The organism is Pantoea leporis (genome assembly GCF_028048155.1).
Classification (GTDB): Bacteria; Pseudomonadota; Gammaproteobacteria; order Enterobacterales; family Enterobacteriaceae; genus Pantoea; species Pantoea leporis.
In genome coordinates, this window is the sequence record NZ_JALMEU010000001.1 from 1,417,040 (window position 1) to 1,440,575 (window position 23,536).

Consider the following 23,536-nt stretch of genomic DNA (forward strand, 5'->3'; position numbering starts at 1 on the left):
GGCGCAATTTATTGCGCTTGTTAAGGCGGTGTCCATCCGAAAAGAGCGCGATAAATCGCGCCGCTACGATTCACTGCATTCTTTTATCGCGTACTCACCAACTTATAACGAGGGCCGGCCAGCAAACCGCCCTGCTCGTTCTGCGCCAGCAGACGGGCGCTGGTCACACCGGCGATGGTGTGTGCCTTATCCGACACATTGCTGGCAATCTGCTTAATCGCAGCAGAGACCAACATGCCAATAATACCGCCATTATTGTTGTTGCCATCTTCCGCGTCGCTGGCGGTGGCAATGCCTTGCCACAGCTCTTTACCGCTGCGCAAATCCACCAGACGCGCCGTCGCCGACACCCTGGTCACGCTCTGGATCACCTGATAGCTGCTGCCGTAATCGGTCACTGAAATGTACAGCGCGCTGTCGGCGTGGAAGATGTCATGCAGACGCTGCGGGCTGACAGCCTGAATTTCATGGCCGTTGGTCAATCCGTTCTGCTGGAAGGTTTCATCCACCACCGCCACCGGGAACACGTAATAGCCCGCTTCCGCCAGCGGACGCGTCACCAGCGAGGTGAAGCTGTTCGCCGCGTTCACATCCGGCGCGCGGTTATCCGCAGGCAACACCAGAATTGAGGCCGGCATGCTGGCGCGGAAGGCGCTGTAATCGTACGGTTTTTTATGCGCGCAGCCGGTCAATAGCAGCGTGGCCAGTACGCCTAAAGACACAATCAGCTTGTTCACTGGGCAACTCCTTGTTTTTTCTTCATCAGAAAGTCCATATAGGGCGCCGATTCCGGGAACAGCTGCTTCTCGGTGGCAAACTGGCCGAAGGCTTTATCGGTAGCACCGGTTTTGGCGTACAGCAGGCCGAGCTGCGCGTGCAGGCCCGGCGCAACCGGTTTGTTGACCGATTTGGCTTTTTCAATATCCAGATTCAGTGCTTCGATCTGCTTCTGCGGATCGCTATCTTTTTTGTAATAGCTGTAGATCTGCTGCTGGTAATCGCCCCAGTAATAGATCGGTTCCGGCCCTTTTGGCGCACAGCCTGCCAGCACACCCGCAGCGATCAGCGCCGCGCTCAGTTGCAACCCTTTCATGCTCAATATCCTTATTTCGCCGGACGCCATGCGCCACTGTTAATGCCATCCACTAAATGATCTACCGCTTCACGAATCGCCAGATCCATCACTTTGCCGTTGAGAGTGGAGTCATAGCTGGCGGTGCCGCCGAAACCGACGATCTCACGCGCTGACAGCTTGAATTCACCCGCGCCCTGCGCGCTGTACACCACTTCTGAGGTGGTGACATCCACCACATTCAGGTTGACTTTGGCATAGGCGATCTGGTTCTTACCGCGCCCCAAAATGCCCCACAGCTGCTGATCGCCCACTTCTTTGCGACCAAATTCGGTGATATCGCCGGTGATGATGTAAGTCGCACCTTTGATGTTCTGCTCGCTCTTCTTAAAGCCGGCTTCCTGCTGCAACTCTTTCAGGTTGCTGCGATCCAGCACGTTGAAGCGATTGGTCTGCTGCAGGTGCGTGACCAAAATGGTTTTCGACTGATTGCCAAGACGATCCACGCCATCGGAGAAGATGCCGTTCATGTACGAGGAGCGATTATCAAACTGGCCAACCGCAATCGGGCTGCGCACGCCCTGATACGCGGGCTGGCTGGCCGCACGTACCTGTGGCGCTTCAATGGCGCGTGACGATTCGGTCGCGCAGCCGCTGAGCAGCGTGGCGCTTAACAAGGAGAGTGCCGCAAGGGCATATTTTTTCTGCATTTCTAATCCATGAATCAAAAGGAGATAAAGCCGCAAGGCTGCGGCAAATTCTGGTTCTGCCGACAGTCAGAGTAATGCCATAGCATTGGTTGAGTCGGTCTGTAGACTGTCGGCAGTGAGAGAGAGGAACTTTAGTGAAAGTACAGGCATATTAATGAATTTAATTAATCGAATGGCGGGATTATTGGGCGGGTTAATGATTGTTGTGGGCCTCAGCGCTTGTCAGCATTCTGAGCCAAAGCAACAGGATAGCATCGCCAATCTGTGTCAGCCGCAGAGCGCGCCGGGCAGCGCATCCTGCAAGTGGACTGATGAGATGCAGCATCAGCTCAACCAGCATTTCCGCGATGCGCGCCGTTATGCCGGTCAGCAATGTCTGGTGCGGCTTGAGTGGCAAAACAGCGGGCGCTACGCGGTGACGCAGACGCAAGGCGACGAAACGCTGTGCCTGCGCGCCTGGCAGTTGATTGGTCAAAGCAACCATTTACCGCCGCCGCCGGACGCTAGCCAGCCAGCGTGGTTCGGTTTTGCCCCGGCAACGCCGAGCCATCCTGGCGCCACTGGCGCGGGCTGATGCCAAACCAGCGGCGGAAGGCGCGGGAGAAGGCGCTGACTTCGGAATAGCCGAGCAGCAGCGCCATCTCTGAGATCGGCAGCTGCTTCTGTTGCAGATAGTGCGTCGCCATCTCGCAGCGCACCTTGTCCACCAGCGCCGTGAAACTGATGCCCTCCTCACGCAGCCGCCGTTGCAGCGACCAGCTCGACAAGCCCATTTTTTCGGCAATATCTTCCAGCACCGGTTCGCCCTGCATCAGTGACAGATTGACCTGCGATCGCGCCTGCTCCACCACGCTTTGCAGGCTGGCACAACTGTTCAGGCGGCGGATAGCATCCTGCATCACCATCAGCAACATCGGATCTTGTTCCGGCATGCTGCGCAGCAGATCGCGTTTCGGGATCAGTAATGAGTTGAACGGTTGATCAAACCACACCGGCGCATCAAACACTTTGCAGTGCTCGTGCCACTGCTCCGGGCGCGGATGTTCAAAGTGCACTTCACGCGGTGCCCAGTTTTTGCCGGCAACGTGGCGGATCAAGTTGAGAAACATACCGAGCGTCAGCTCCGCATCCTGGCGTCTGGAGAGGATCGCGCCGTGGCGCACCTGATAATCGAGCCGCCAGCACTCGCCTTTATCCACCAGCCGCGTCAGCGTGTCGTGCTGATGCCACGGAAAGGCATTTACCACGTTGTGCAGCGCCTGCTCCAGCGTGGGCGAACAGAGGCCGATATACCCGATCAAGCCTAATGACTGCGGTTTGAACTGCTTACCGTAATGCAAACCGAAGTTATCAAAACCGGAATGACGCGCAGCCTCTTCCATTACACGGCAGTAGTTCACCAAACCCAGGCTTAGCGTAGGGCTCGCCAGCAGTTCGGAGTTGATGCCGCTGATGCCAAAAATACGATCGACATCGCCGCCTTTGTCAGTGATAAACCCGCTCAGTCCGGTGGCCGCCGCCGCCAAAACGCCGCGGTTGCTGGCGCTGACGGACAAGGCGCTCAAGGCTTCAGTGGGTGTTATGAATGATTGCATCGGAACCTCTGCGTGTGGCGCGAGTGAAACAGGTTGAGGATTCCAGCAATATTCGTACCAGGCGAATGATTTGCGGATTTTGTCGCAGGGTCGCCATGAATGGCGACCTTTGCTGCGCCGCGACAGCGCAAAGCTGCTCACTGCTGGTGCATCAGACGCCAACCGGCAGCTGATTGGTTTCCAGATAACGTCGGCAGAGGCGCACCGAGTGATCGGCCCAGCGCGGCCCAAGGCTCAGTGCCATTTCCGTTTCCGCGTGTGATCCCATCCACGCGGTCATCTGGATGCGGCGCTGGATCAGCAGCGTCGGCACCAGCGCCATCTCGTCATCACTGATGTGCGCCACTTTTTCGTAACCGAGGATCCAGTTATCCACCCATTCGGCGGCGCGCGGATGGTGCTCAACAAAACTGATCGCCGCCGCCAGATCGTGCAGATACCAGCCGAGTCCGCAGTCATCAAAGTCGATCACCCGCGTTTCGCCTTTATGCAGCAGCAGGTTGGTCAGACGCAGATCGGCGTGGATCAAACCATAACGATCCGCCCCTTTGCCAAAGCCCTGCAGCTCCTGCCCGACGCGCGCTACCGCTTCGGCGACGATGCCGTGATCGGCCGGATTGAGGTTCGGCGCGTCCTGCCAGCGTCCCCAATGGCTATGATCGCTGACCATGGTGTGATGATCCCAGATGATACGCTGAAAACCCGCCGGTTTCTGCCAGCTGCGGCTGTGCTGATGCAAGCGCGCGGTGATGTGACCCAGTTGCTGAAACGCTTTGGGATCGACATCGGTGGTGGGCATGTCACCCTCAATCCAGTGGAACAACACGGCGTAGCGCTCGGCGCCGTTTGCCATCGGCAGCGTCAGCACGGTCTCACCCTCGCTGGCCGGGATCGCCTGCGGCACCATGATGCCAATGTCACGCAGCGCATCCAGCCACAGCAGCTCGCTCTGAATGTCCGCTTTGCTGTGATAGTTAGGACGATGCAGACGCAGCGCATAGCGTTTGCCCGCCGCCTGCAACAGGAAGGTGGCATTTTCCGAGCGGCACAGCAGCTTGAGTTCGCCGCGCAGTGCCGCGGGATAACGGGCCAGCGCCTGATGCGCCAGCAGGGTGATTTCAGTATCGGTTAAGGTATCGGATTGTTCGGCACTCATTCATCAATCTCCAGCATCAAGCAAGTGGTATCAGCATGGGATGACGTCGTCCTGACTGCTTGACCGCAGACAACCCAAAGTTGACCGCAGCGTGCATCTGGCACTTTTCTTGCCTCAGAGTTGACCGTGGAGGACAAAACTCACTGCGCCCGCGTCAAGTTTTCCCGCGCCCGGCAGCGGCATTATCACTTCACTGTAGCGCAAAGATAAAAAAGCGCGGTGAAGCTGCCGCACCAACAATGACGACGGGGAGAAGATGATGACGAATAAGCTCAAACCCACGCTGGGCACCCTGCATTTGTGGGGCATTGCGGTTGGACTGGTGATTTCCGGGGAATATTTTGGCTGGAGTTACGGCTGGGGCGTGGCGGGCACGCTGGGATTTCTGATTACCACCGCGATGATCGCCACCATGTATACCTGCTTCATTTTCAGCTTTACCGAACTGACCACCGCGATTCCGCATGCGGGCGGTCCGTTTGCCTATAGCCGCCGCGCGTTCGGTGAAACCGGCGGCTTGATCGCGGGCCTCGCCACGCTGATTGAGTTCGTGTTCGCACCGCCGGCGATTGCCATGGCGATTGGCGCTTACCTCAACGTGCAATATCCCGATCTCAATCCGAAAACCGCCGCGGTCGGCGCTTATATCGTCTTCATGACGCTGAACATTCTCGGTGTTAAGCTGGCGGCGATGTTCGAATTGGTGGTCACTGTGCTGGCGGTTCTGGAGCTGCTGGTGTTTATGGGCGTGGTGTCGCCGGGCTTCAGCATCGCCAACTTTGCCGCTAACGGCTGGGCGGGCAGCGATCACTTCGGCATGCCGGCGATGTCTGGCATCTTTGCCGCGATTCCGTTCGCCATCTGGTTCTTCCTGGCGATTGAAGGCGCGGCGATGGCGGCCGAAGAGGCCAAAGATCCCAAACGCACTATTCCCAAAGCCTATATCACCGGCATTCTGACGCTGGTGGTGTTGGCGATTGGCGTGATGCTGCTGGCCGGTGGCGCTGGCGACTGGCGCAAGCTGTCGGACATCAACGATCCGCTGCCGCAGGCAATGAAGATGATTGTCGGTGAAAACTCCAACTGGATGCACATGCTGGTGTGGATTGGTCTGTTTGGTCTGATTGCCAGCTTCCACGGCATTATTCTCGGCTATTCGCGCCAGTTCTTCGCCCTCGCCCGCGCCGGTTATCTGCCGCAAAGTCTGGCGAAGCTGTCGCGCTTTCAGACGCCGCACCGCGCGATTATCGCCGGCGGTTTGATTGGCATCGCCGCGATCTACAGCGATGGTTTCATTAATCTGCAAGGCATGACGCTGACCGCTGCGATGATCACCATGGCGGTGTTCGGCGCGATTGTGATGTATCTGATGAGTATGCTGAGCCTGTTTAAACTGCGTCGCACTGCGCCAGAGATGGAACGCAGCTTCCGTGCGCCTGGCTATCCGATTGTGCCGGGCATTGCGCTGGTGCTGTCGCTGGTGTGTCTGGTGGCGATGCTGTGGTTCAACCCGGTGATTGGCGGCTTGTTTGTGGCGATTATGGCGGTGGGATATGTCTACTTCCTGGCGACGAAAGCCCAGCGTGATAACGCGCCGCAGGATTCGATGTTAGTGGGTGAGTGAGTGGGTTAGTGCTGGCTGTCCCCCATCCCGGCCTTCCCCCGTAAACGGGTGAAGGAGACGCTGCCACATGCAGCTTCAGCGCTGACATGTGGCAGCATCTTCCTCCCCCATTGGTGGAAGTGTGCACGCTGTCCCCCATCCCGGCCTTCCCCCGCAAGCGGAGGAAGGAGACGCTGCCACATGCAGCTTCCTCACTGACATGTGGCAGCATCTTCCTCCCCCATTTATGGGGGAGGACCGAGGAGGGGGAAAGCGAGCACAAACCGAGGAGGGGGAAAGCGAGCACATACAGAGGTGCGTGCCAGAAACTACCCTTTCAACGGCCACAACCACGCCGCCCCGCGCACGCCGCTCGAATCGCCATGTACCGCCTTCAGCACTGGCGTTTCACACTCGCGGCCAAACACCCACTGCTTCATCAGCGCCGGCACGGTTTGGTACAGGCGATCGTTGTTACTCATGCCGCCGCCCAACACAATCACATCGGGATCCAGCAGATTCACTACCTGCGCCAGTGATTTCGCCAGACGCATTTCGTAGCGATTCATCGCCAGTTCCGCCACCGGATCCTGCTGCTCAATCAGCTTGATGATCTCCGCGCCTTTCAGCGCTTTACCGCTCAGACGCTGATAATCGATAGCGAAGCCGGTACCCGATACAAAGGTCTCAATGCAGCCCTGCAAGCCGCAATAACAGGGCACTTCCGCGCGATGGCGCAATTCATCCTCATCCATCCACGGCAGCGGATTGTGGCCCCACTCACCAGCATTGCCGTTACCGCCAATGCGCGACTCACCGCCAATCGCTACGCCCGCGCCCGATCCGGTGCCGATAATCACCGCAAACACCAGCGGCTGACCCGCGCCCGCGCCATCTACCGCTTCGGAAACCGCCAGACAATTCGCGTCGTTGGCGATGCGCACGTCACGATTCAGCGCCTGCGCTAAATCCTTATCCAGCGGCTGACCGTTCAGCCAGGTGGAGTTGGCATTCTTCACCCGTTGCGTGTAGGGCGAAATCGTGCCGGGAATGCCGATGCCGACCGTGCCCTGCTGGCCGGTTTTCTCCTCCGCCAGCAGCACTAAATCGACAATCGCCTGAACCGTGGCAGCGTAGTCGTCACGCGGCGTGTTAACGCGATGACGGAACAGTTCCTGACCCTGATCAGACAGTGCAATCACTTCAATTTTGGTCCCGCCTAAATCAATCCCGATGCGCACGATTTATTCCTCATTATTCGTTCTGGTGACCAATACAGTAGAAGGCTGAATCGGGAAAGGCAATGAAACCAATCCGATGTTTCGCTATCATGCGCGCTGACTTTGAGACTTGTGCGCCCGATCGCACCCACGGTAAGGAATCCCGATGTTGTGGTTTAAAAATATGATGGTTTATCGTCTGAATCGTGACATTCCGCTGTCCGCAGACGATCTGGAAAAACAGCTCGACGCCTTTACCTTTTCGCCATGCGGCAGCCAGGATATGGCGAAAACCGGCTGGGTTTCACCGATGGGCAACCGCAGCGAAGCGCTGACGCACGAAATCAACGGTCAGATGGTGATTTGTGCACGCACCGAGCAGAAGATTCTGCCGTCGCCGGTGGTGAAGCAGGCGCTGGAAGCCAAAATCGACAAGCTGGAAGCTGAACAGAGCCGCAAGCTGAAGAAGACCGAGAAAGATTCGCTGAAAGATGAAGTGCTGCACAGCTTGCTGCCACGCGCGTTTAGCCGTTTCAGCCAGACGTATATGTGGATCGACACCGTTAACAATCTGATCATCGTCGACTGTGCCAGCGCCAAGAAAGCCGAAGACACGCTGGCGCTGCTGCGTAAAAGCCTCGGTTCGCTGCCGGTGGTACCGCTGACGCTGGAGAATCCGATCGAGCTGACGCTGACCGAATGGGTGCGCTCAGGTGAGCTGCCAGCCGGTTTTGCCCTGATGGATGAAGCCGAGCTGAAAGCCATGCTGGAAGATGGCGGCGTGATCCGCTGTAAGAAGCAGGATCTGATTTCCGACGAAATCGCTACACACATTGAAGCCGGTAAAGTGGTCACCAAGCTAGCGCTTGACTGGCAGGAACGCATTCAGTTCGTTATTGCCGATGATGCTTCAGTGAAGCGTTTGAAGTTCAGCGACACGCTGCGTGAGCAGAATGATGACATCGACCGCGATGATTTCGCCCAGCGTTTCGATGCCGATTTTATTCTTATGACCAGCGAACTGGCCGCGCTGATCGGCAATCTGGTCGAAGCGTTAGGCGGCGAAGCGAAGCGTTAATCCTCTCGATCCTGATCGCCATTAAGGGTGACCCTACGACAAACCCGCAGGATTTTCGTGGGTCGAGCAATAAAAAAACCTGCGCTTCAACAGAAGTCGCAGGTTTAAGATGTTCTAAAGCTTGAGTTTAGAGGTAGCGGCACAGATAAGAAGAAGGCTCTGCCACCTGCAGATGGAATTCGCTTTGGCCTGGCACGTTGAAGCTGGTGCCGGCTTCGTACCATTTCCACTCGGTTTCGCCCGGCAGCAGCACTTTCAGCGCGCCGCTCACCACCGTCATCTCTTCCGGTTGATTGGTGCCGAAGGTGTATTCACCTTCGGCCATCACGCCAACGCTGGCACGGCCAATGGTCACGCTGTCGAAACCAATGGATTTCACTTTTCCGTCGAAATACTCACTTGTATTGAGCATATTACTTCCTCACAGCACATTATCGTGACTGGCAGATTACTAAGGAACTCGCTGATCTGTCACGCGAATTAGCGCCACAGATCGCAACTTGTGATCTCCCTGCGTTAGACGATCAATTCTGCCGCCAGCTTGGCCACCAGCACGTTCGACAGCAGCACCGGGATACCCAGCATTTTCTGCAGGAAATCGCGGTGCTGCTGGTGATAGCCGATGCAATCCAGCACCACCACATCCGCGCCCTGCTCCTGCAGCGACAATCCCGCTTCCACCAAATCGGCCTGCTCCGCCAGATACGGGCTGGCAACGGCAAAACACGGCGGAGTGATCAAATTGCGCCACTTGTTGGCCTGCTCGGCAATCTGCTCTTCCACCGGCACCACAATCCCGACTTTATGATCTTGCACAATCGCGCGTACCAGCGGTGGGATGATGCGATCGGGCTCCAGCAGCAAAGCGGATTGGGTTTTCAGCGCGCCAAACTCGCCGGTGCACAGCAGCAAAATGGTGTCATAGCCCTGCTGCTCCAGCGCGTTAATCTTACGTTGCAGTCCCAGCTCCACTTTTGCTACGGACAGGCGCACCTGCTCGCCGCTGGTCATACGCGATACCAGCACCTTGTCACCCGGCGCGGGCGCATACTGCAGCTCAACTTCGGCTAGCGTCAGGCCGTCGAGTAAACCGGCATGCGCCACCTGATCGGCGGGCAGATGTTCCAGCAGCAGCGGCAGAATGTCGCTGCGCGGTGATTGACCAATCGTCAGTGTGACCAGGGAGATGTTCATCATCAGGCTTTCCGGGTGCGCAGATGGCTGAGACTACCATACAAAGAGAGCAGCAGCGCGTACTCTTGTGGGTCGTAGAAGTGACAGGTTTCACGCCCGAACTCTTTCGCCACTTCGACCGCAAACTTCACTGCTAAAGCGATATCCACTTCGTGGCTGGCGCCGGTGCCGCAGCCCGGCACCACCGATTCGGCACAGATCGCCACGCCGACCACCGGTACATCCGTCGCGGTGGAAGGTTGCAAAATACTGTTGAGGTGATAAACCCCGTTGCCGTATGGCGTGATGTCCTGCGTGGTGATCGGGAAGGTAACCGCCGGTTTGCCGCTGGTCATCTCCATGATGCGTAACAGATCTTCTGATACGCGCAGGATGTAGCCCTCTTTCACCGTCGGCGACAGCGCGTAGCCTTTGTGATTGAGAATGCGGTTACCTTTGGTGGTATCGATCGACAGAATCGCATCAACATCAGCGATCACTTCGTTGTCATTCATGGTGATGTCGTCGCACGGCGAATCCATGAAATCGACTGGCTCGTGCGGACGGGTTGGCGCATCCGGGCAGATGTGGGTGGTGATAATCACATCACCGGCCAGCACGTCGCCTTTGGTCTGCATCTGCGCCAGCTTCAACGCACTGCTCACCGCCGCGACGGCGCCATCGGCATCCGACACCATACCAATGCGCGTTGGACGCGCACCGATACCGCCGAGACGGCCAATGATGCCGAGTGTTGGCGCACTGCCGCCGTTGCTTTTGCCCTGCGCACCGGGGATATCGATGCGGACGAAATCGGTCCGCCCTTTTGGCCCGCTAACGCGTTTCGTGCTGGCGGTGACGCCCGGATAGGCCGCGAACAGATCGACCACCTGTTGGCCATCGATGTAAGCGCTATCGAGTAACTCAAAGACCTGCAGTGTCTGCTGTAAACTCATCATCAATTTCCTGGATTATTTTTTGCTGCCGCTGGCAAAAAGTGAATGGAAGAAGCTATAGAGCGCGTCGCCCGCGATAAATCCGGCGGCCATCACCTCCATCGGTGAACGTCCACGCTCGGCCCACACGCGCAGGATGATAATGCGCAGCGCGATGCCCACCATCACCGCCCAACCTGCCGCGGCGTTGTTGATTAACAAGCCGGTCGCCAGCAGGACGCCAAGCTGACGTTTTGGTCCGCCGATCAACTGAATAATCGCGCCCGGAATCGCCCACATCAGCAGGTTTCCGGCAATCCCCGGTTCGGCACCGGCCTGAATGGTTTTGGCATAGACGCGCGCCACCGGCGGCAGCAGATTCTCGGCAAAGAAAATGGTGTGCGCGTACCACACCACGGGAATACAGATCACAAAGGCAATCATCGCGGCGATCAGCTGGATACGGCGGCCCCACAGCTCTTGCTGCACATCGGCACCGTTACCGCGCAGGATAAAGCCGGCTTTCAGGTCATAACCCATATCGGCAAACGCCGGACCGGTAGCGGCGGTAAAGCCACACAGCAGGCACAACGCCAGCGGCGGGAAGCCGAGCAGAATACCGAGAATCAGGGTGATCAGCGCCACCGCAAAGGCCGGGAACCAGCCAGAGTGCATGGCGGCGATACCAACAATCAATTCATGCACGAAGGCAGCAAAGGCGGCGTAAAGGATAAACAGCACCAGCATCGGCAGGCCCATCTGGCTCCACAGACCGCCCGCCAGCGCCAGCAGCGTGGAGATGACGATGTAACCGACGGTGCCGAAACCCAGCGAACGTTTGACTTCGCTGTCGCTACGGCTGACGTTGACCTGATCATTGCGGCGGCTGCGAATCACCTGCACCACCTGAATTAACGCCACCAAACCGGCACCGACCATCACGCCGTGCGGAATATAGAGTGCGTTGATATCAATGCCAGCAACCGGTTGCGCGTAGGCGCGTAGCAGGAAACCCATACCTAGCATGCTGAGCGCCCAGATATTACCGATAAACGCGGTACCAAATGCCGACATCGGGATCTTCAGCATCGAACCCACGATGCCGCCAACAATCCCCACCACCAGCAGCCAAGCCTGACGACCGCCTTTGTCACCGGCTTTGATCGCTTCGGCTGCCGCCACGCCCGGCGGCCACGCATTGCTGGCCGGGAAGACGCGGGTATCAAATAGACGATAGAGTAAATAAGCATCGAGCAGCATCGCCGCGCTGACGCCAACAAACAGCGGCAGCACCAGTTGCGGCTCACCCAGCGCCCACGGCACCGCAATCGGCATCAACAGGCTGTTGGCCGCACCGAAGGTGGCAGAGGAGATGGCGGTTTGCGCGAGGTTTTGTACTTCAATGGAGCGATAGCGACGAAACCATTGCAGCGGAATACGCGCCAGCAGCATGGCAAACAGCGCGCCGATAATAGAGGTATTGGGTGTTACCCCAATGGTGGTAATAAGCTGAACCCCAATGATGGCGCCGGCAACGGACAGCAGAACCAGCATTAAGGCAACGCCAACGCTTTTTATTGGATTATTTTGACGCATGAGATCCCCGTATTTTCACCCTGTAGAAAACGCTTTAATTCGAAGTGCCCGACACGTGGGACATCAACGTTTTTATATTAATCGTTCCCTGATTATTGAAATAAGCAGGTCCGAAGACCTGCTATTTCCCTGGTGTGGCGCGAATAAACGCCTTCAAAACTAAAATAGGGTTCCCTGTTTTGGACAGGATTATGCGCCGTATTTTTCGGCCATCAGTGCAGCCGTTGCGCGTAGTTCGCTGAGCAGCCTCTCCGGATATCCGGGCGCCGCTTCTTGCGATAAAAACGAGAGACAGAGAGCGGCACTTTCACCGCGATGTTTATTGGTTACCGCGACCGCCAGCGAACTGATGCCCGGCAGCGTCTCATTGCGCGCCAGTGCCCAGCCTTGCTGGCGAATTACCGCTAACTCTTTGCATAACGCATCGACGCTCAGCGGCGAGTTCATCGAAGCCGCCTGCCAGTTGCTGGCAAAACGTTCGCGAACCTCGTCATCACTGAGCTGCGCCAGCAGCACGCGTCCGGTCGAAGTGCCGGTCAATGAAACGCGCGTGCCCGGCGGCGTCACCAACTGGGTGAAGAAACGGCCGTGATACATGCGCATCACCAGCACATCGTCGCCATCCAGCACCGAGATATAACCCATGCAACCGCTGCTGGCCGCCAGGCGCGCCATCGGCGCCGACGCGCTATCCACTAGCGGCGTCGACAGATAGTGACCCGCCACCGACAGCAGCACGCGACCAATCTGGAAGCAGCGACTTTCAGTGTCACGCTCAAGTAAGCCTTCACTCTCCATGGTCGCTAACAGGCGCGAGACCGTGCTTTTCGGCATGCCTAACGCATCCACCACCTCGGTAAAGGTCAAGCCGGGATGGCCCTGCGTCACGCCAAAGCGCTGAAACAGCTTCAGTACAGCGGAGGCATTTTCGAGTGTGGTCATGGCGTTGGTTTCACTATATGGAACACAGTTCCTCTTTCAATAACCAGAAAGTAAAGCGCGACGCTTTGACGGTCAAGCGCAAATTTTAAGCCGGACGTTTCTGAGGGAATTTAAGGCAGAATAAAATACGGCGTGAAGTGGGAAATAAATGACGTAATCAGGTGAGTTAAATATTCCGCAGGAAAGTGTGTAACTTTTTTGGAATATTGCAGTTTTTCGGCTGAATTCTTTACCCTATAGAGTTCAAGTTGCAGGGAGGCGGCAAATGGGTGAATCCCCCAGGAGCTTACTTAGGTAAGTGACTGGGGTGAACACATGCAGCCAACGCACCTGCAGCTTGAAATATGACGGGTAAACTTAATCTTTTTCAGCGTCTTCGTAGCGCTCTTTGGCATCTTGCGCTTCGGTTTCGCTTTTGTGTTCGCTTATTAATGTATCGGGTTTGGGATGGTCGGCACGTAATTCATACCAGGTGACGGTTTGATCCGCCGAACCTTTTTCAACGGCGACAATACGCGCGACGCGCGGATAGGGTGGTTTCGTTGGCATTGTTTTCCCTCTTCTATCAGTTGTCCACAGACAGCGGTGATCCTCTGCCTAACGCTAAGTATAGACAACTGAGGATCGCTGCAAAAAAACAGAGAGAAATCTGAGGGTTTAGCTGGCGCGCGCTAAAGAGAGCGATTGCAGAATTTGCTCTACTACGCGATCGGGCGATTGCATCGCGTTGACTTCATGATGCGCGGTTTGGCGATACAAATGAGCACGCTCACGCAAAATATCGCCCATCTCTTCGGCAATCGGGCGGCCGGTTAAGGTGGGACGCTGCGCGGCTTCCGGCTGATGTTCCAGACGATCGGCCAGCACGTCTGAAGGCGCGTTCAGCCAAATCACCTGGCCGTGTTCGCGCATAAAGCGACAATTCACTTCCGCCAGCACCATGCCGCCGCCGGTGGCGATGACCGTATTCGGAGCGGTGACCGCGCGCAGCGATTCCGTTTCGCGGGCGCGGAAGCTATCCCACCCTTCAGATGCGACAATCTCCGCCACGCTGCGTTGCGTAATGAGTTGCAAATAGTGATCGGTATCGTTGAAGGCATAGCCCAGCGCTTGCGACAGCGCCTGGCCAACCGTGGTTTTACCGCAACCGCGTGCGCCGATCAGATAGATGGGTAATGACATCCAGGCTCATCCTCCGCCGTAATTGTGCCGCACGGGCAACGTCATCAGGTCAATAATGCGTCGCATAATACCTGGATTTTATTTTATCAGCCACCCGCGAGGCACGATTTACGCGTATTTCAGTCACATCCTAAGCTAGTCGTTTGATTAAGCTGCAAAAAACAATGCATGAATCGTGCATCGGGCCAAATGTAACAGCGGCCAACATTTCCTTACCAGGCCGCTGATTTACTTTCTTCGGTCGCGCCCTCATATATGAGGCATACCTTAACGGAGGGTTCCCCATGCAAAGCGAAGAACAACAACTTATTGAAAACCTGTTCAGCCGATTGAAACAGGCTGAGACGCAAAGCGGCCCGCGTGATGCTGGCGCAGAGCAGTTAATCAAACAGCATTTACAGAATCAGCCCGGCGCGCCTTACTACATGTCACAGGCGATCCTGATTCAGGAAGCGGCGCTGAAAAAGCTTAATGCGCAGGTTACGGATCTGGAAAATCGTCTGGCGCAGGCGCAGCAGCAACAGGCACCGCAGCAGAGCAGCGGCGGTTTTCTTTCCAGCCTGTTTGGTGGCGGATCGCGCCCGGCGGCGCAACAACAGCCAGCGTGGGGGAATCCACCGCCGCAGCCACAACAGCAATATGCGCCACCACTGCAGCAATCTGCTGCGCCGGCGGCACGCGGCACCGGCTTCCTCGGCGGCGCATTGCAGACGGCCGTTGGCGTGGCGGGCGGCGTGGTGATGGCGGATATGCTGACCAGCATGTTCCACCATTCGCAGCCGGAAGAGATCGTTAACATCATCAACGAACCGGCGCTGCCGCAGGTCGATAACAGCCTCGACACCTTTAACGGCAACGACAGCAACAATGCGTTCCTGAATGATAACTCGGGCTGGGATAACAACCTGGCGGACAACAATGATTTCGGTGACTTTGGCAGCGGCGGCGACTTTGACGACGATGATAGCTTCGTCTGATCAGCGCTGACGTAACCACTTATCCAGTTCATTGGCGAACAGTTGGCGGTCGCGTTGGCTTAAGGTCGACGGGCCGCCACTCTGAATCCCGCTGGCGCGCATCGTTTCCATAAAGTCACGCATGGTTAAGCGCTGACGAATGGTGTCTGTCGAATAACGCTCTCCGCGCGGATTGAGCGCCGCAGCGCCCTTCTCCAGCACTTCTGCCGCCAGCGGAATATCGCCGGTAATCACCAGCTCGCCGGGTTGCACCCGTTTCACAATCTCGTTATCCGCCACGTCAAACCCGGCAGCAACCTGCAGCGTTTTCAGCCACGGCGACGGCGGCACGCGCAGCGGTTGGTTGGCGACAAAGGTCACGGTAACTTTGGTGCGCTCAGCCGCGCGGTACAGCACTTCTTTGATGACATTGGGACAGGCATCGGCATCAACCCAAATCGACATGATGACTCCTTTTTCACAGACAATGAGGCTGATCTTGCCGTGCTACGGCAGAATGGCAACTGTTTTTGCTGGCCGCCCGCCTTGTTATTAATCCTCGCTGACGTAAGCTTACCCCCACAGAAAATGAACCACTTAGAGGATAAAGCGATGCTGGATAAAAAAATCGGGTTTGTCGGCTGCGGCAATATGGCGAAAGCCATCATTAGCGGACTGGTCAACAGCGGGCAGATCGCCCCCGCCAATATCTGGGTGTTCGACCATAAGCCCGCCACCAATCAGGCGATGGCGCAGCAATATGGCGTCACCGCCGCAGACAGCGTGGAAAGTCTGGCGCGCGAAGTGGATATCCTGTTTGGCGCGGTGAAACCCAATGTGATTCTCAAAGTACTGAAAGATCTTGCCGGCCAGCTGAAGAAAGATGTGCTGGTGGTCTCGATCGCCGCAGGCGTGACGCTGGATTCTCTGGCATCGGTGCTCGGCCACGATCGCAAAATCATCCGCGTGATGCCCAATACGCCATCACTGGTGAACGAAGGTATGACCTCGGTGACGCCAAACGTGCTGGTGGAAGCGCATGAAGTGGATGAAGTGGTGGGGATTTTCGAAAGCTTCGGCAAAGCGGCGGTGGTAAATGAATACCTGATTCACGCGGTGGTTGGCGTGAGCGGCTCAGCGCCAGCCTATGTGTTTATGTTTATCGAAGCGATGGCCGATGCGGCGGTGCTCGGCGGCATGCCGCGTGCGCAGGCATATCAGTTTGCGGCGCAGGCGGTCAAAGGTTCGGCGCAGATGGTGCTGGAAACCGGCAAGCATCCCGGCGAGCTGAAAGATATGGTGTGCTCGCCAGGCGGCACCACCATCGAAGCGGTGAAAGTGCTGGAAGAGAAAGGCTTCCGCGCCGCGGTGATGAATGCGATGCAGCAGTGTATGGCGAAGTCAGAGGCGTTGAGTAAGCAGTGATCGGTGCGCTTTGCCCCTCACGCTAACCCTCTCCCGCAAGCCGGAGAGGGAACGGATCGAGCATGTGGCGAACTCGCGCATGTGGGAGAGGGGTCCGATCGGGCATGTGGCTGCGTCTCCCTCTCCCTGTGGGAGAGGGCCGGGGTGAGGGCATCAGGCCGCTGCGTACGCCTCATACAGCGCAATACCCTGCGCCAGCGTCATGGGCTGCTGCATCTCCTGCACCAGCGCTGCTGTCAGCGTATATAACCCGGCAGAACACACCGCCGCAATCATCCCCTCCTGACAATAGAAAGCGATAAACTGCTTATTCTGCAGCGATCCCAGCAGCCGGTAATCGTCCCACTCTTCCGCATGCCCCAGATACTCATAGCGGGTACCGTAATGCGCGGTCCAGAAGAACGGCACGCGGTCATACAGGATCTTTTTCCCTAACATATTCAGCGCCGCGATGCGCCCTTGCTGGTGCGCCACGCGATAGTGCTCAATGCGTTGTGGGCCCTGCACCGACGGATAACTGGCGATATCACCGGCCACCCAGATGTTATCGGCCACGCGCAGCTGGCTGTCGGTAAGCAAGCTGCCATCGTCCTCCAGCGGCAGGTCGTGGATGAATGAGGTCGCCGGCACCACGCCCGTGCCAAACAGCACCAGGCTGGCATCAACTTTTTTGCCACTCTTCAGGCGCACGGCAGTGACTTTGCCCTCGCCTTCCAGCGCCATGGGATCGCCTTCGACAAACTTCACGCCGTTGCTGCGATGCAGATCGTAAAAGTGGCGGCCAATCTCTTCGCCAAACTGTTTAGCAAACGGCAGCGGCTGGCGCGCAATCACCGTGACATCAACATCACGATTACGCAGCGAACCTGCCATCTCCATGCCGATAAAGCTGTTGCCGATAATCACCAGCTGCTCGGTTTTATCCACCTCTTTGAGTAACTCATCGGCTTGATTAAGCGATCGCAGCAGATGCACGCCATCGAGATCTTTACCCGGTATATCGAGCGGTTGCGGCACGCCGCCGCTGGCAATGAGCAGTTGGTCAAACTTCACTTGCTGACCGCCTTTAAGGATCAGCGTTTGCTCAAGCGCTTTGAGCTGCTCGACATCGCCCTGAATCCGCTCCACCGTGCCCAGCACATCCTGCTGCAGCAGCTTAGGTACATCCTCAATCGCCATTTTGCCGGACGGCACGAATTTGCTCAGTGCTGTGCGATCGTAAGGTGCGGCCGATTCCCGCTCGATCAACACAATATGCCCTTTAAAACCTTCATCGCGCAGCGTCCAGATCGCCGCACTTCCCGCCGCGCCCGAACCGAGAATCACGCATACCGGTGACTCACCTTGTGCGGAGGGCGCACTGGCGGGCGACATCGCCTGCGGGCTGACCAGCACTTTGCCTTGTTCGATGCGCACCGGATAACGCTTGAGATTCGCCAGCGCCAGCGGCTCGCACATCTGCCCATCCTGCAGCTGAAACACCGCTTTGTGCCACGGACAGATCAGCTTGTCGCCACACACCGCGCCCTGCTCTAACGGCGCCCCGGCGTGCGGGCATTTGGCCTGAAACGCCTGCACCCGCTCATCGTCACGAATCAGTACCACATCGGTGTCGCCGACGGTAAATTTGGTGGGTTTGCGCTGTGCCAGCGACTTGAGTTCCACGACAGTTTGATAGCTCACGTTAGGCCTCCTTTCTTGTGGTTTTTGAGGTAATCAGCAAATCCCTACAAAGAGTAAGCCTGGCAAAGCATGGTGATTTGTCCGCATCGACAACGCGCTACGGTAGGTAAGTTATTGTTTATTCGCTAAAGATAATCTTCACCATCCCGCCACACGACAGCGCCTTGCTTCACACAGCCGCGTAAAGCCACGCCGCCGTCCGCCTGAGCAGCCAGCAGCAGCACATCGGCGGGTGCGCCGCAGGCCAAACCTTGTTGCTGCGGCAGATTGAGCTGCCGCGCCGGACGAACAGACGCCATCTCAATCGCCTGCGCCAGCGTCGCCAGCTGATGGCGCAGCAGGAAGTTCACGCCCTCCAGCAAACCACGCGCCGATCCCGCCAGCAGCTGCGGCGCATCGGCGATGCTCAGGCGTCCGCTAGCGCTAAGCTGCACGCGGCCGCCAATCGCGGTGTCGTAGATGCCCGGCGGCTGCCCAGCGAACGAGGTGACGTCACTGACCAGCAGCGCCTGCTCGCCTTTGGCACGCAGGAACACTTTCAACACGTCCGCCGGCAGGTGATCGCCATCGGCAATCAACGTGGCCGTCAGCGCATCTTCCGCCAGCTGCTGCCAGATGTAATTGGGATGACGCGGCAGTTGCAGATGCGCGCCGTTGCCGAGATGGGTGGAGAGCGTGGCGCCCGCGTCAACCGCCGCGTGAATTTGCGCTGGCGTGGCGGACGTATGCCCAATGGCGACGCGCACCTGCTGCGCCACACAATGTTTGATCAGCGCATCGCTGTGCGGCCATTCCGGCGACAGCGTGAGCAGGCGAATATGCTGCTGCGCGGCTTGCTGCCAGCTGTCGAACAGCGCAATATCCGGTGCGCGAATCGCCTCGCGCAGATGCGCACCGCGCGGCCCATCTTCAGGCGACAAAAAAGGTCCTTCCAGATGAAACCCCGGAACGGCGCGTGCCACGTCAGGATGATGCTGGCGGGCGCTGGCGAGTCGCTGCATCGCCTGCGCAATTTCCTCCGGCATGGCGGTGATCACCGTTGGCAGAAAGCTGGTGACGCCCTGCTGCCACAGCGCGCACGTGGCGTTTAGCACATCCTCTTCGCTAAAAGGAAAGTGGTTGAAATCGACGCCCTGAAAGCCGTTGACCTGCAGATCGACCAAGCCCGGCGCGAGGATGATCTCCTCTTCCAGTTTATTCAGCGCGCGCACATCACTGATGGTGCCGTGCTCAATCTCCAGCTCAATCGGTTGCAGCGTGCGGTAATCGCGACCGCGCAAAATGAGGTTAGTCAAAGGTCACCTCCGGGCAGGCATCGCTGTCGGTATAGAGCGTGCAATCGGCATGCTGGCGCAGACACGTCGCCGGACACGCGGTGGAGATCGCATCCTCAAGCGTTGCCCGCACCGCCGCGCGTTTGCTCGCACCCGGCACCATGCAGAACAGCCGCGCACCACTCATCAAGGCGGGAATCGTTAGCGTCACGGCATGCGTCGGTACCGCCTCGAAACTGGCGAAACAGCCATCGTTGACCTGCTGCTGGCGGCAGGCATTATCCAGCTGCACCACCTTAACGGAGAAAGGATCGTTGAAGTCGGCCACTGGCGGATCGTTGAAGGCTAAATGGCCATTCTCGCCAATCCCCAGACACACCGCATCAATCGGTGCAGCGGTAAGTTTTGCCGCGTAATCCGCACAGATCGCGGCAGGATCGCCGCAAGAGGGAAGTAGATGGACTTCGCCAGGCTGCACCCTATCAAACAGCTTCTGGCGTAAAAAGTGGCTGAAACGCTGCGGCGCATCCGTCTCCAGCCCGATGTACTCGTCCATATGGAAAGCGTGAATACGCGACCAGTCGATATCCCCAGCCGCAACCAGCGCGTCGAGAAATTCGTTTTGCGATGGCGCGGCGGCAAACACCATGCGCACCACATGCTGTTCACTCAGCCGTTGACGCAGAAACGCGGCCACATCCTGCGCAGCAGCAGCACCTAATGCCGCGCGGCTGGCGAAGCGTTTGATCCGTAAGCGATCTCGGGTTCCCTGTTGTAATAGCGTCATGTTATCCCTCCTGAGAGACGTTGCTTTTGTGCGCCCAGCGCTGAGCGGCGGGCGCATCCTGATCCTGATTGAGTGCTTTCAGCAGCTGATCTACTTCCGGGCGCACCGGCGCGCGGCGTAACCAGCCCATCACCACAAACAGCACCAGCGAGGACATCACCGGCGCAGCCACCACGGTGGCGGTGCTGACATCGGTAAAGACAAATTTCACGCAGAAGAAAGTGCCGACGCCGATCGCCCAACTCACCAGCGCGGCGGCGCTACCGCTGCGACGAAATGCCGGCAGCAAACCCAGCAGCATGGGAATGGAGATCGGGCCGACTAAGCCGCCAAACCAGATGATCAGCAGCGACAGCACGCCGCCGAAGTGGCTGGCGTTCATGGCAATCACCAGCGTGGTGATAATGAAGATAAAAGCGGTGAGCCGCGCCACCAGCAGCGAGCTTTTACCGCGCTGAAAGTGTTTCGGCAGCATGCCGGGCAGGATATCGCGCGTCACCACCGCCGTAATGGCGTTGGCATCCGACGAGGTCATCGACAGCGTGTGAGTAAACATCGCCACCAGCACCAAACCCACTAGACCATTCGGCAGCAGCTCCATCGCCATCATCGAATAAGAGCGCGACGGATCGCTGAGATTGGGAAACAGCAGCGGCGCTGCCCACATCGGCCAGAACAGAATCAGCGGCCAGATGAGATAGAGCGCGGCGGAGAGGCGCGCCGCTTTGCGTGCATCGCGGCCGGCGGGCGCGGCTATAAAGCGCTGCGCCAGATTCCAGGTGCCGCCGTTGTAGCTCAGCGTGTAGATGACGAAATAGGCGAGAATAAAGCCGATGCTGTACGGCTCCTGGATGATCTGGGTGTGGGTTGGCGGCAAACGCTGCCAGATGGTGAACAGCTCAGCAAAGCCACCGAGATGCACCGACACCGCGACCACCATCACAATCGCGGCGACAAACTGCACCACGAACTGGCCGAAGTCGTTGCAGGCATCCGCCCACAATCCGCCCATCACGGTGTAAAACAAACTCAGCGCGCCGGAAACGCAGATGCCAATCAGCGGATCGAGTCCGGTAAAGACGTTGATGATGACCGCAATCGCCGCCCACTTCGCGCCGACGTCAAAGGTTTTCAGCAGCACCCCGCTCCACGCCAGCACCATTTGCGTTGGCAGGTTGTAGCGCGTGGCGAGATATTCCATCGGCGATTCGATGTTCATATAGATGCGCAAGCGCGCCCAGCGCGGCGCAAACAGGCGTGAACCTATCAACACCGCGATCGCGATGGGAAACGCCCACCAAAAATAGATGGTGATGCCCATGTTGTAAGCCACCGCCGCATAGGCGACAAACACCGCCGCGCTGTATCCTGACATATGATGCGACACGCCCGACAGCCACCACGGCATTTTGCCGCCAGCCGCAAAGAAATCACGCGTGCTGCCCACCTTGCGCATCGCCCACAAGGTTATAGCCACAATCATCAGCGCATAAAGCGCCATCACAGCATAATCAAGCACATTCATAGCAGACTCCACAGGTAAAGGCTGCCCAACGAACGCTCTGGCTTCGCGGGGATTGAGCGGATGGAATAATTAGTCATCATTTAGGACTAAAGCATCCTGGCAGCGTTATCGGTGCGGTTTTGTGATGAGGATCCTGATATGAGTTTTTCCTCTGACGTGATAAGTAAAATTGAATATGTCTGCGCCGCAGCTTACAGCAATAAAAAAAGGGTTCACGCTAAACATGAACCCTTATTCCTTTTCACGCATGAGTGATTTAAAAACGGCGACGATTATCGCTAATTAAATCAGCTTTTCTTCAGGCACGAACTCATAAACGTTTTACGTGCATCGCCGGTGAGCTTTTTATCGCTCGCATCAGCATTACAGGTTTTCATCTTCATTTGTTGCGGCGTCATACTGCCTATTTTGCTGTCTTTTTTCAGACAGTCACTCATAAAGCTTTTACGCGCATCGCCTTTCAGATTTTGTGTACCGGCGCTCTGGTTACACTGGGTCATTTTTTCCTGCTGTGCGGTTTTCTCTGCCGCACTCGCTCCGCCTGCAATCAGCAAGCCTGCTGTCATTATTGCCAAAAGACACGATTTCATTACCGGATTCTCCGTAGCATTATTGCTCTCTAAGCATGGCACGGAATAAGCAAATACGAGAAATCGATAATGACAATTGCCTGCAAAAACAGGCGATAGCCGTTATACGCGCGGATGATGCAGCAACTTCTCTACGTAATTACGCAGCATGGTGGTATCGGGCGTTTCAGCCGCGGGGGCGACGGGCGGCATGGCTAATTTAATAGCGGCCTCAATGTCGTGGAATTGATCGGGATTCAGTTTGCGCAGCATCGCGGTTAACACGATTTCTAATGCCTCAACCTGAGCCACTAATTCTTTAGACTCTTCTTCTTTTTCAGCCAGCTTTAGAAGGAGTTCCGCAATCAGGTTTTTCATGCGACAAGCTCAATGAGAGAAGAAAAACAGACGTTAGCATTGCGCTGAATAAAACAACAAGGATTTTTAAGCCGTTTTAGAGAAAAAACAGCCAAACGGTAGAATAAAAAAACCGGCTAGATTTCAATAGTTAATAGCGAAACGTTTCACTGGACGTTCAAAGATTTATTGAAACGTTTCGCTCACCTATGCCCTGAATAATTCGAGGTGCAGGAAGGCGGCAAGTGCAATCATCCTTAGGAGCTTACTTCACTAAGTGACTGAAGGTGAATGCACGCAGCCAACGCACCTGCAGCCTGAAGTATGACGGGTATTAATGCGGCCCCATAAATCCACGTCCCGGACCGCCACCATGACCGCCGCCCCAACCGCCGCCACCCGGAGGTGGGAAAATACAACCGCTCAACGCGGTGACCAATGCCACAACTGCGGCGATTTTAATCATACGGACCATAATTACCTCGGAATGGTGAAATCGGGCTGAGTGTATGAGGCCGCATCGGGCACGACAATACAGAATCCTCCGCAACCCGGCGCTATTCATCTCTGCTCACCACGCTTAACAATTTACTGGCACTAAAGCGGCAAAAACATTGCACGGGTGGCATAAATTGCTGCCAACGCGCTGCGCAAAATCGTGGTTGAACGCTTTACAGCCGGTGCGATTTCACGCAATG

26 protein-coding genes are annotated in these 23,536 nt (G+C 57.0%); 5 read left to right on the plus strand and 21 right to left on the minus strand.

The window, feature by feature from the left end; translation table 11 throughout:
* Window positions 1–83: 83 nt before the first annotated feature.
* Genes MWH02_RS06710 through MWH02_RS06720 form a run of 3 tightly spaced genes read right to left on the minus strand, consistent with a single transcriptional unit; the run spans window position 84 to window position 1,782 of the window.
* The gene (locus tag MWH02_RS06710; RefSeq protein ID WP_210081254.1) at window positions 84–737 is read right to left on the minus strand and encodes a GNA1162 family protein; all 654 of its coding nucleotides are present in this window, start codon (window positions 735–737) and stop codon (window positions 84–86) included.
* Entirely contained in the window at window positions 734–1,093 is a 360-nt protein-coding gene (locus MWH02_RS06715; RefSeq protein ID WP_101762458.1) for a DUF4810 domain-containing protein, read from the minus strand. The genes MWH02_RS06710 and MWH02_RS06715 overlap by 4 nt, the downstream gene beginning before the upstream one ends.
* Before the next feature lie 11 nt (window positions 1,094–1,104).
* On the minus strand, window positions 1,105–1,782 hold the full coding sequence (locus MWH02_RS06720) for a CsgG/HfaB family protein (protein WP_101762459.1): 678 nt from the start codon (window positions 1,780–1,782) through the stop codon (window positions 1,105–1,107).
* A 154-nt stretch (window positions 1,783–1,936) separates the two neighbouring features.
* Here MWH02_RS06720 and MWH02_RS06725 point away from each other — a divergent pair, with 154 nt between their 5' ends.
* Complete coding sequence (locus tag MWH02_RS06725) at window positions 1,937–2,356, plus strand: cell envelope integrity TolA family protein (protein ID WP_271460119.1); 420 nt, start codon at window positions 1,937–1,939, stop codon at window positions 2,354–2,356.
* Here the strand turns inward: MWH02_RS06725 and qhpR are convergent.
* Both qhpR and MWH02_RS06735 read right to left on the minus strand, forming a co-directional pair.
* Complete coding sequence (gene qhpR, locus MWH02_RS06730) at window positions 2,286–3,377, minus strand: AraC-like transcriptional regulator QhpR (protein ID WP_271460120.1); 1,092 nt, start codon at window positions 3,375–3,377, stop codon at window positions 2,286–2,288. The two genes, MWH02_RS06725 and qhpR, sit on opposite strands and share 71 nt — an antisense overlap.
* A gap of 151 nt (window positions 3,378–3,528) precedes the next feature.
* On the minus strand, window positions 3,529–4,533 hold the full coding sequence (locus tag MWH02_RS06735; protein WP_271460121.1) for a phosphotransferase enzyme family protein: 1,005 nt from the start codon (window positions 4,531–4,533) through the stop codon (window positions 3,529–3,531).
* 259 nt (window positions 4,534–4,792) lie between these two features.
* Between MWH02_RS06735 and eat the strand changes: the two genes are divergently transcribed.
* Window positions 4,793–6,157, plus strand: coding sequence for an ethanolamine permease (eat, locus tag MWH02_RS06740; RefSeq protein WP_061717487.1), 1,365 nt, complete (start codon window positions 4,793–4,795; stop codon window positions 6,155–6,157).
* A 308-nt stretch (window positions 6,158–6,465) separates the two neighbouring features.
* Here eat and mak read toward each other — a convergent pair whose 3' ends face one another.
* Window positions 6,466–7,377 (minus strand): fructokinase, encoded by a 912-nt coding sequence (gene mak, locus MWH02_RS06745; protein WP_110867766.1) that lies wholly within the window; start codon window positions 7,375–7,377, stop codon window positions 6,466–6,468.
* 145 nt (window positions 7,378–7,522) lie between these two features.
* Between mak and rdgC the strand changes: the two genes are divergently transcribed.
* Complete coding sequence (gene rdgC, locus MWH02_RS06750; RefSeq protein WP_101762465.1) at window positions 7,523–8,434, plus strand: recombination-associated protein RdgC; 912 nt, start codon at window positions 7,523–7,525, stop codon at window positions 8,432–8,434.
* Window positions 8,435–8,561: 127 nt separating this feature from the next.
* On the opposite strand, the gene ppnP is transcribed toward rdgC, so the two are convergent.
* From ppnP to aroL, 7 genes are all read right to left on the minus strand, one after another.
* On the minus strand, window positions 8,562–8,846 hold the full coding sequence (ppnP, locus tag MWH02_RS06755; protein ID WP_101762466.1) for a pyrimidine/purine nucleoside phosphorylase: 285 nt from the start codon (window positions 8,844–8,846) through the stop codon (window positions 8,562–8,564).
* A gap of 104 nt (window positions 8,847–8,950) precedes the next feature.
* Window positions 8,951–9,628, minus strand: coding sequence for an AroM family protein (locus MWH02_RS06760; RefSeq protein WP_101762467.1), 678 nt, complete (start codon window positions 9,626–9,628; stop codon window positions 8,951–8,953).
* Between the two features lie 2 nt (window positions 9,629–9,630).
* The gene (locus tag MWH02_RS06765; protein WP_210081288.1) at window positions 9,631–10,563 is read right to left on the minus strand and encodes a DUF1177 domain-containing protein; all 933 of its coding nucleotides are present in this window, start codon (window positions 10,561–10,563) and stop codon (window positions 9,631–9,633) included.
* Between the two features lie 15 nt (window positions 10,564–10,578).
* The gene (locus tag MWH02_RS06770) at window positions 10,579–12,138 is read right to left on the minus strand and encodes an OPT/YSL family transporter (protein WP_271460122.1); all 1,560 of its coding nucleotides are present in this window, start codon (window positions 12,136–12,138) and stop codon (window positions 10,579–10,581) included.
* Between the two features lie 189 nt (window positions 12,139–12,327).
* Window positions 12,328–13,080, minus strand: a complete 753-nt coding sequence (locus MWH02_RS06775) for an IclR family transcriptional regulator (RefSeq protein ID WP_192413994.1) — start codon at window positions 13,078–13,080, stop codon at window positions 12,328–12,330.
* Between the two features lie 357 nt (window positions 13,081–13,437).
* Window positions 13,438–13,629: a YaiA family protein gene (locus tag MWH02_RS06780; protein WP_101762471.1), complete on the minus strand. Its 192-nt coding sequence runs from the start codon at window positions 13,627–13,629 to the stop codon at window positions 13,438–13,440.
* A gap of 108 nt (window positions 13,630–13,737) precedes the next feature.
* Complete coding sequence (gene aroL, locus MWH02_RS06785) at window positions 13,738–14,262, minus strand: shikimate kinase AroL (protein WP_271460123.1); 525 nt, start codon at window positions 14,260–14,262, stop codon at window positions 13,738–13,740.
* Between the two features lie 284 nt (window positions 14,263–14,546).
* Between aroL and MWH02_RS06790 the strand changes: the two genes are divergently transcribed.
* Entirely contained in the window at window positions 14,547–15,239 is a 693-nt protein-coding gene (locus MWH02_RS06790; protein ID WP_271460124.1) for a DUF2076 domain-containing protein, read from the plus strand.
* Here the strand turns inward: MWH02_RS06790 and MWH02_RS06795 are convergent, their stop codons facing one another.
* Window positions 15,240–15,683: a YaiI/YqxD family protein gene (locus tag MWH02_RS06795; protein ID WP_008106050.1), complete on the minus strand. Its 444-nt coding sequence runs from the start codon at window positions 15,681–15,683 to the stop codon at window positions 15,240–15,242. It lies immediately after the preceding gene.
* 147 nt (window positions 15,684–15,830) lie between these two features.
* Between MWH02_RS06795 and proC the strand changes: the two genes are divergently transcribed.
* Window positions 15,831–16,643, plus strand: coding sequence for a pyrroline-5-carboxylate reductase (gene proC / locus MWH02_RS06800; RefSeq protein WP_271460125.1), 813 nt, complete (start codon window positions 15,831–15,833; stop codon window positions 16,641–16,643).
* A 153-nt stretch (window positions 16,644–16,796) separates the two neighbouring features.
* Here the strand turns inward: proC and MWH02_RS06805 are convergent, their stop codons facing one another.
* The 7 genes from MWH02_RS06805 to MWH02_RS06835 all read right to left on the minus strand — a co-directional run bounded on the left by MWH02_RS06805 (window position 16,797) and on the right by MWH02_RS06835 (window position 23,313).
* Window positions 16,797–18,326, minus strand: coding sequence for an FAD-dependent oxidoreductase (locus MWH02_RS06805; protein ID WP_217547422.1), 1,530 nt, complete (start codon window positions 18,324–18,326; stop codon window positions 16,797–16,799).
* Between the two features lie 125 nt (window positions 18,327–18,451).
* A complete protein-coding gene (locus MWH02_RS06810; RefSeq protein WP_271460126.1) occupies window positions 18,452–19,621 on the minus strand; it encodes an N-acetylglucosamine-6-phosphate deacetylase in 1,170 nt (389 codons plus the stop codon).
* Entirely contained in the window at window positions 19,614–20,387 is a 774-nt protein-coding gene (locus MWH02_RS06815) for a glucosamine-6-phosphate deaminase (RefSeq protein WP_271460127.1), read from the minus strand. The genes MWH02_RS06810 and MWH02_RS06815 overlap by 8 nt, the downstream gene beginning before the upstream one ends.
* A gap of 1 nt (window position 20,388) precedes the next feature.
* Complete coding sequence (locus MWH02_RS06820; protein ID WP_271460128.1) at window positions 20,389–21,912, minus strand: sodium:solute symporter family protein; 1,524 nt, start codon at window positions 21,910–21,912, stop codon at window positions 20,389–20,391.
* A gap of 287 nt (window positions 21,913–22,199) precedes the next feature.
* A complete protein-coding gene (locus MWH02_RS06825) occupies window positions 22,200–22,502 on the minus strand; it encodes a PsiF family protein (RefSeq protein ID WP_101762479.1) in 303 nt (100 codons plus the stop codon).
* Between the two features lie 102 nt (window positions 22,503–22,604).
* A complete protein-coding gene (gene iraP / locus MWH02_RS06830) occupies window positions 22,605–22,859 on the minus strand; it encodes an anti-adapter protein IraP (RefSeq protein ID WP_101762480.1) in 255 nt (84 codons plus the stop codon).
* Between the two features lie 313 nt (window positions 22,860–23,172).
* Window positions 23,173–23,313 carry a hypothetical protein gene (locus MWH02_RS06835; protein ID WP_199559724.1) on the minus strand — a complete coding sequence of 47 codons (141 nt, stop codon included), beginning with the start codon at window positions 23,311–23,313 and terminating at the stop codon, window positions 23,173–23,175.
* Between the last annotated feature and the right edge of the window lie 223 nt (window positions 23,314–23,536).

Bases quoted from the DNA above. Each gene is read 5' to 3' on its own strand.
- MWH02_RS06715 (WP_101762458.1), bottom strand. From the start codon at position 1,093: ATGAAAGGGTTGCAACTGAGCGCGGCGCTGATCGCTGCGGGTGTGCTG.
- MWH02_RS06720 (WP_101762459.1), bottom strand. From the start codon at position 1,782: ATGCAGAAAAAATATGCCCTTGCGGCACTCTCCTTGTTAAGCGCCACG.
- MWH02_RS06725 (WP_271460119.1), top strand. From the start codon at position 1,937: ATGAATTTAATTAATCGAATGGCGGGATTATTGGGCGGGTTAATGATT.
- qhpR (WP_271460120.1), bottom strand. From the start codon at position 3,377: ATGCAATCATTCATAACACCCACTGAAGCCTTGAGCGCCTTGTCCGTC.
- MWH02_RS06735 (WP_271460121.1), bottom strand. From the start codon at position 4,533: ATGAGTGCCGAACAATCCGATACCTTAACCGATACTGAAATCACCCTG.
- eat (WP_061717487.1), top strand. From the start codon at position 4,793: ATGACGAATAAGCTCAAACCCACGCTGGGCACCCTGCATTTGTGGGGC.
- rdgC (WP_101762465.1), top strand. From the start codon at position 7,523: ATGTTGTGGTTTAAAAATATGATGGTTTATCGTCTGAATCGTGACATT.
- ppnP (WP_101762466.1), bottom strand. From the start codon at position 8,846: ATGCTCAATACAAGTGAGTATTTCGACGGAAAAGTGAAATCCATTGGT.
- MWH02_RS06760 (WP_101762467.1), bottom strand. From the start codon at position 9,628: ATGAACATCTCCCTGGTCACACTGACGATTGGTCAATCACCGCGCAGC.
- MWH02_RS06765 (WP_210081288.1), bottom strand. From the start codon at position 10,563: ATGAGTTTACAGCAGACACTGCAGGTCTTTGAGTTACTCGATAGCGCT.
- MWH02_RS06770 (WP_271460122.1), bottom strand. From the start codon at position 12,138: ATGCGTCAAAATAATCCAATAAAAAGCGTTGGCGTTGCCTTAATGCTG.
- MWH02_RS06775 (WP_192413994.1), bottom strand. From the start codon at position 13,080: ATGACCACACTCGAAAATGCCTCCGCTGTACTGAAGCTGTTTCAGCGC.
- MWH02_RS06780 (WP_101762471.1), bottom strand. From the start codon at position 13,629: ATGCCAACGAAACCACCCTATCCGCGCGTCGCGCGTATTGTCGCCGTT.
- aroL (WP_271460123.1), bottom strand. From the start codon at position 14,262: ATGTCATTACCCATCTATCTGATCGGCGCACGCGGTTGCGGTAAAACC.
- MWH02_RS06790 (WP_271460124.1), top strand. From the start codon at position 14,547: ATGCAAAGCGAAGAACAACAACTTATTGAAAACCTGTTCAGCCGATTG.
- MWH02_RS06795 (WP_008106050.1), bottom strand. From the start codon at position 15,683: ATGTCGATTTGGGTTGATGCCGATGCCTGTCCCAATGTCATCAAAGAA.
- proC (WP_271460125.1), top strand. From the start codon at position 15,831: ATGCTGGATAAAAAAATCGGGTTTGTCGGCTGCGGCAATATGGCGAAA.
- MWH02_RS06815 (WP_271460127.1), bottom strand. From the start codon at position 20,387: ATGACGCTATTACAACAGGGAACCCGAGATCGCTTACGGATCAAACGC.
- MWH02_RS06820 (WP_271460128.1), bottom strand. From the start codon at position 21,912: ATGAATGTGCTTGATTATGCTGTGATGGCGCTTTATGCGCTGATGATT.
- MWH02_RS06825 (WP_101762479.1), bottom strand. From the start codon at position 22,502: ATGAAATCGTGTCTTTTGGCAATAATGACAGCAGGCTTGCTGATTGCA.
- iraP (WP_101762480.1), bottom strand. From the start codon at position 22,859: ATGAAAAACCTGATTGCGGAACTCCTTCTAAAGCTGGCTGAAAAAGAA.
- MWH02_RS06835 (WP_199559724.1), bottom strand. From the start codon at position 23,313: ATGGTCCGTATGATTAAAATCGCCGCAGTTGTGGCATTGGTCACCGCG.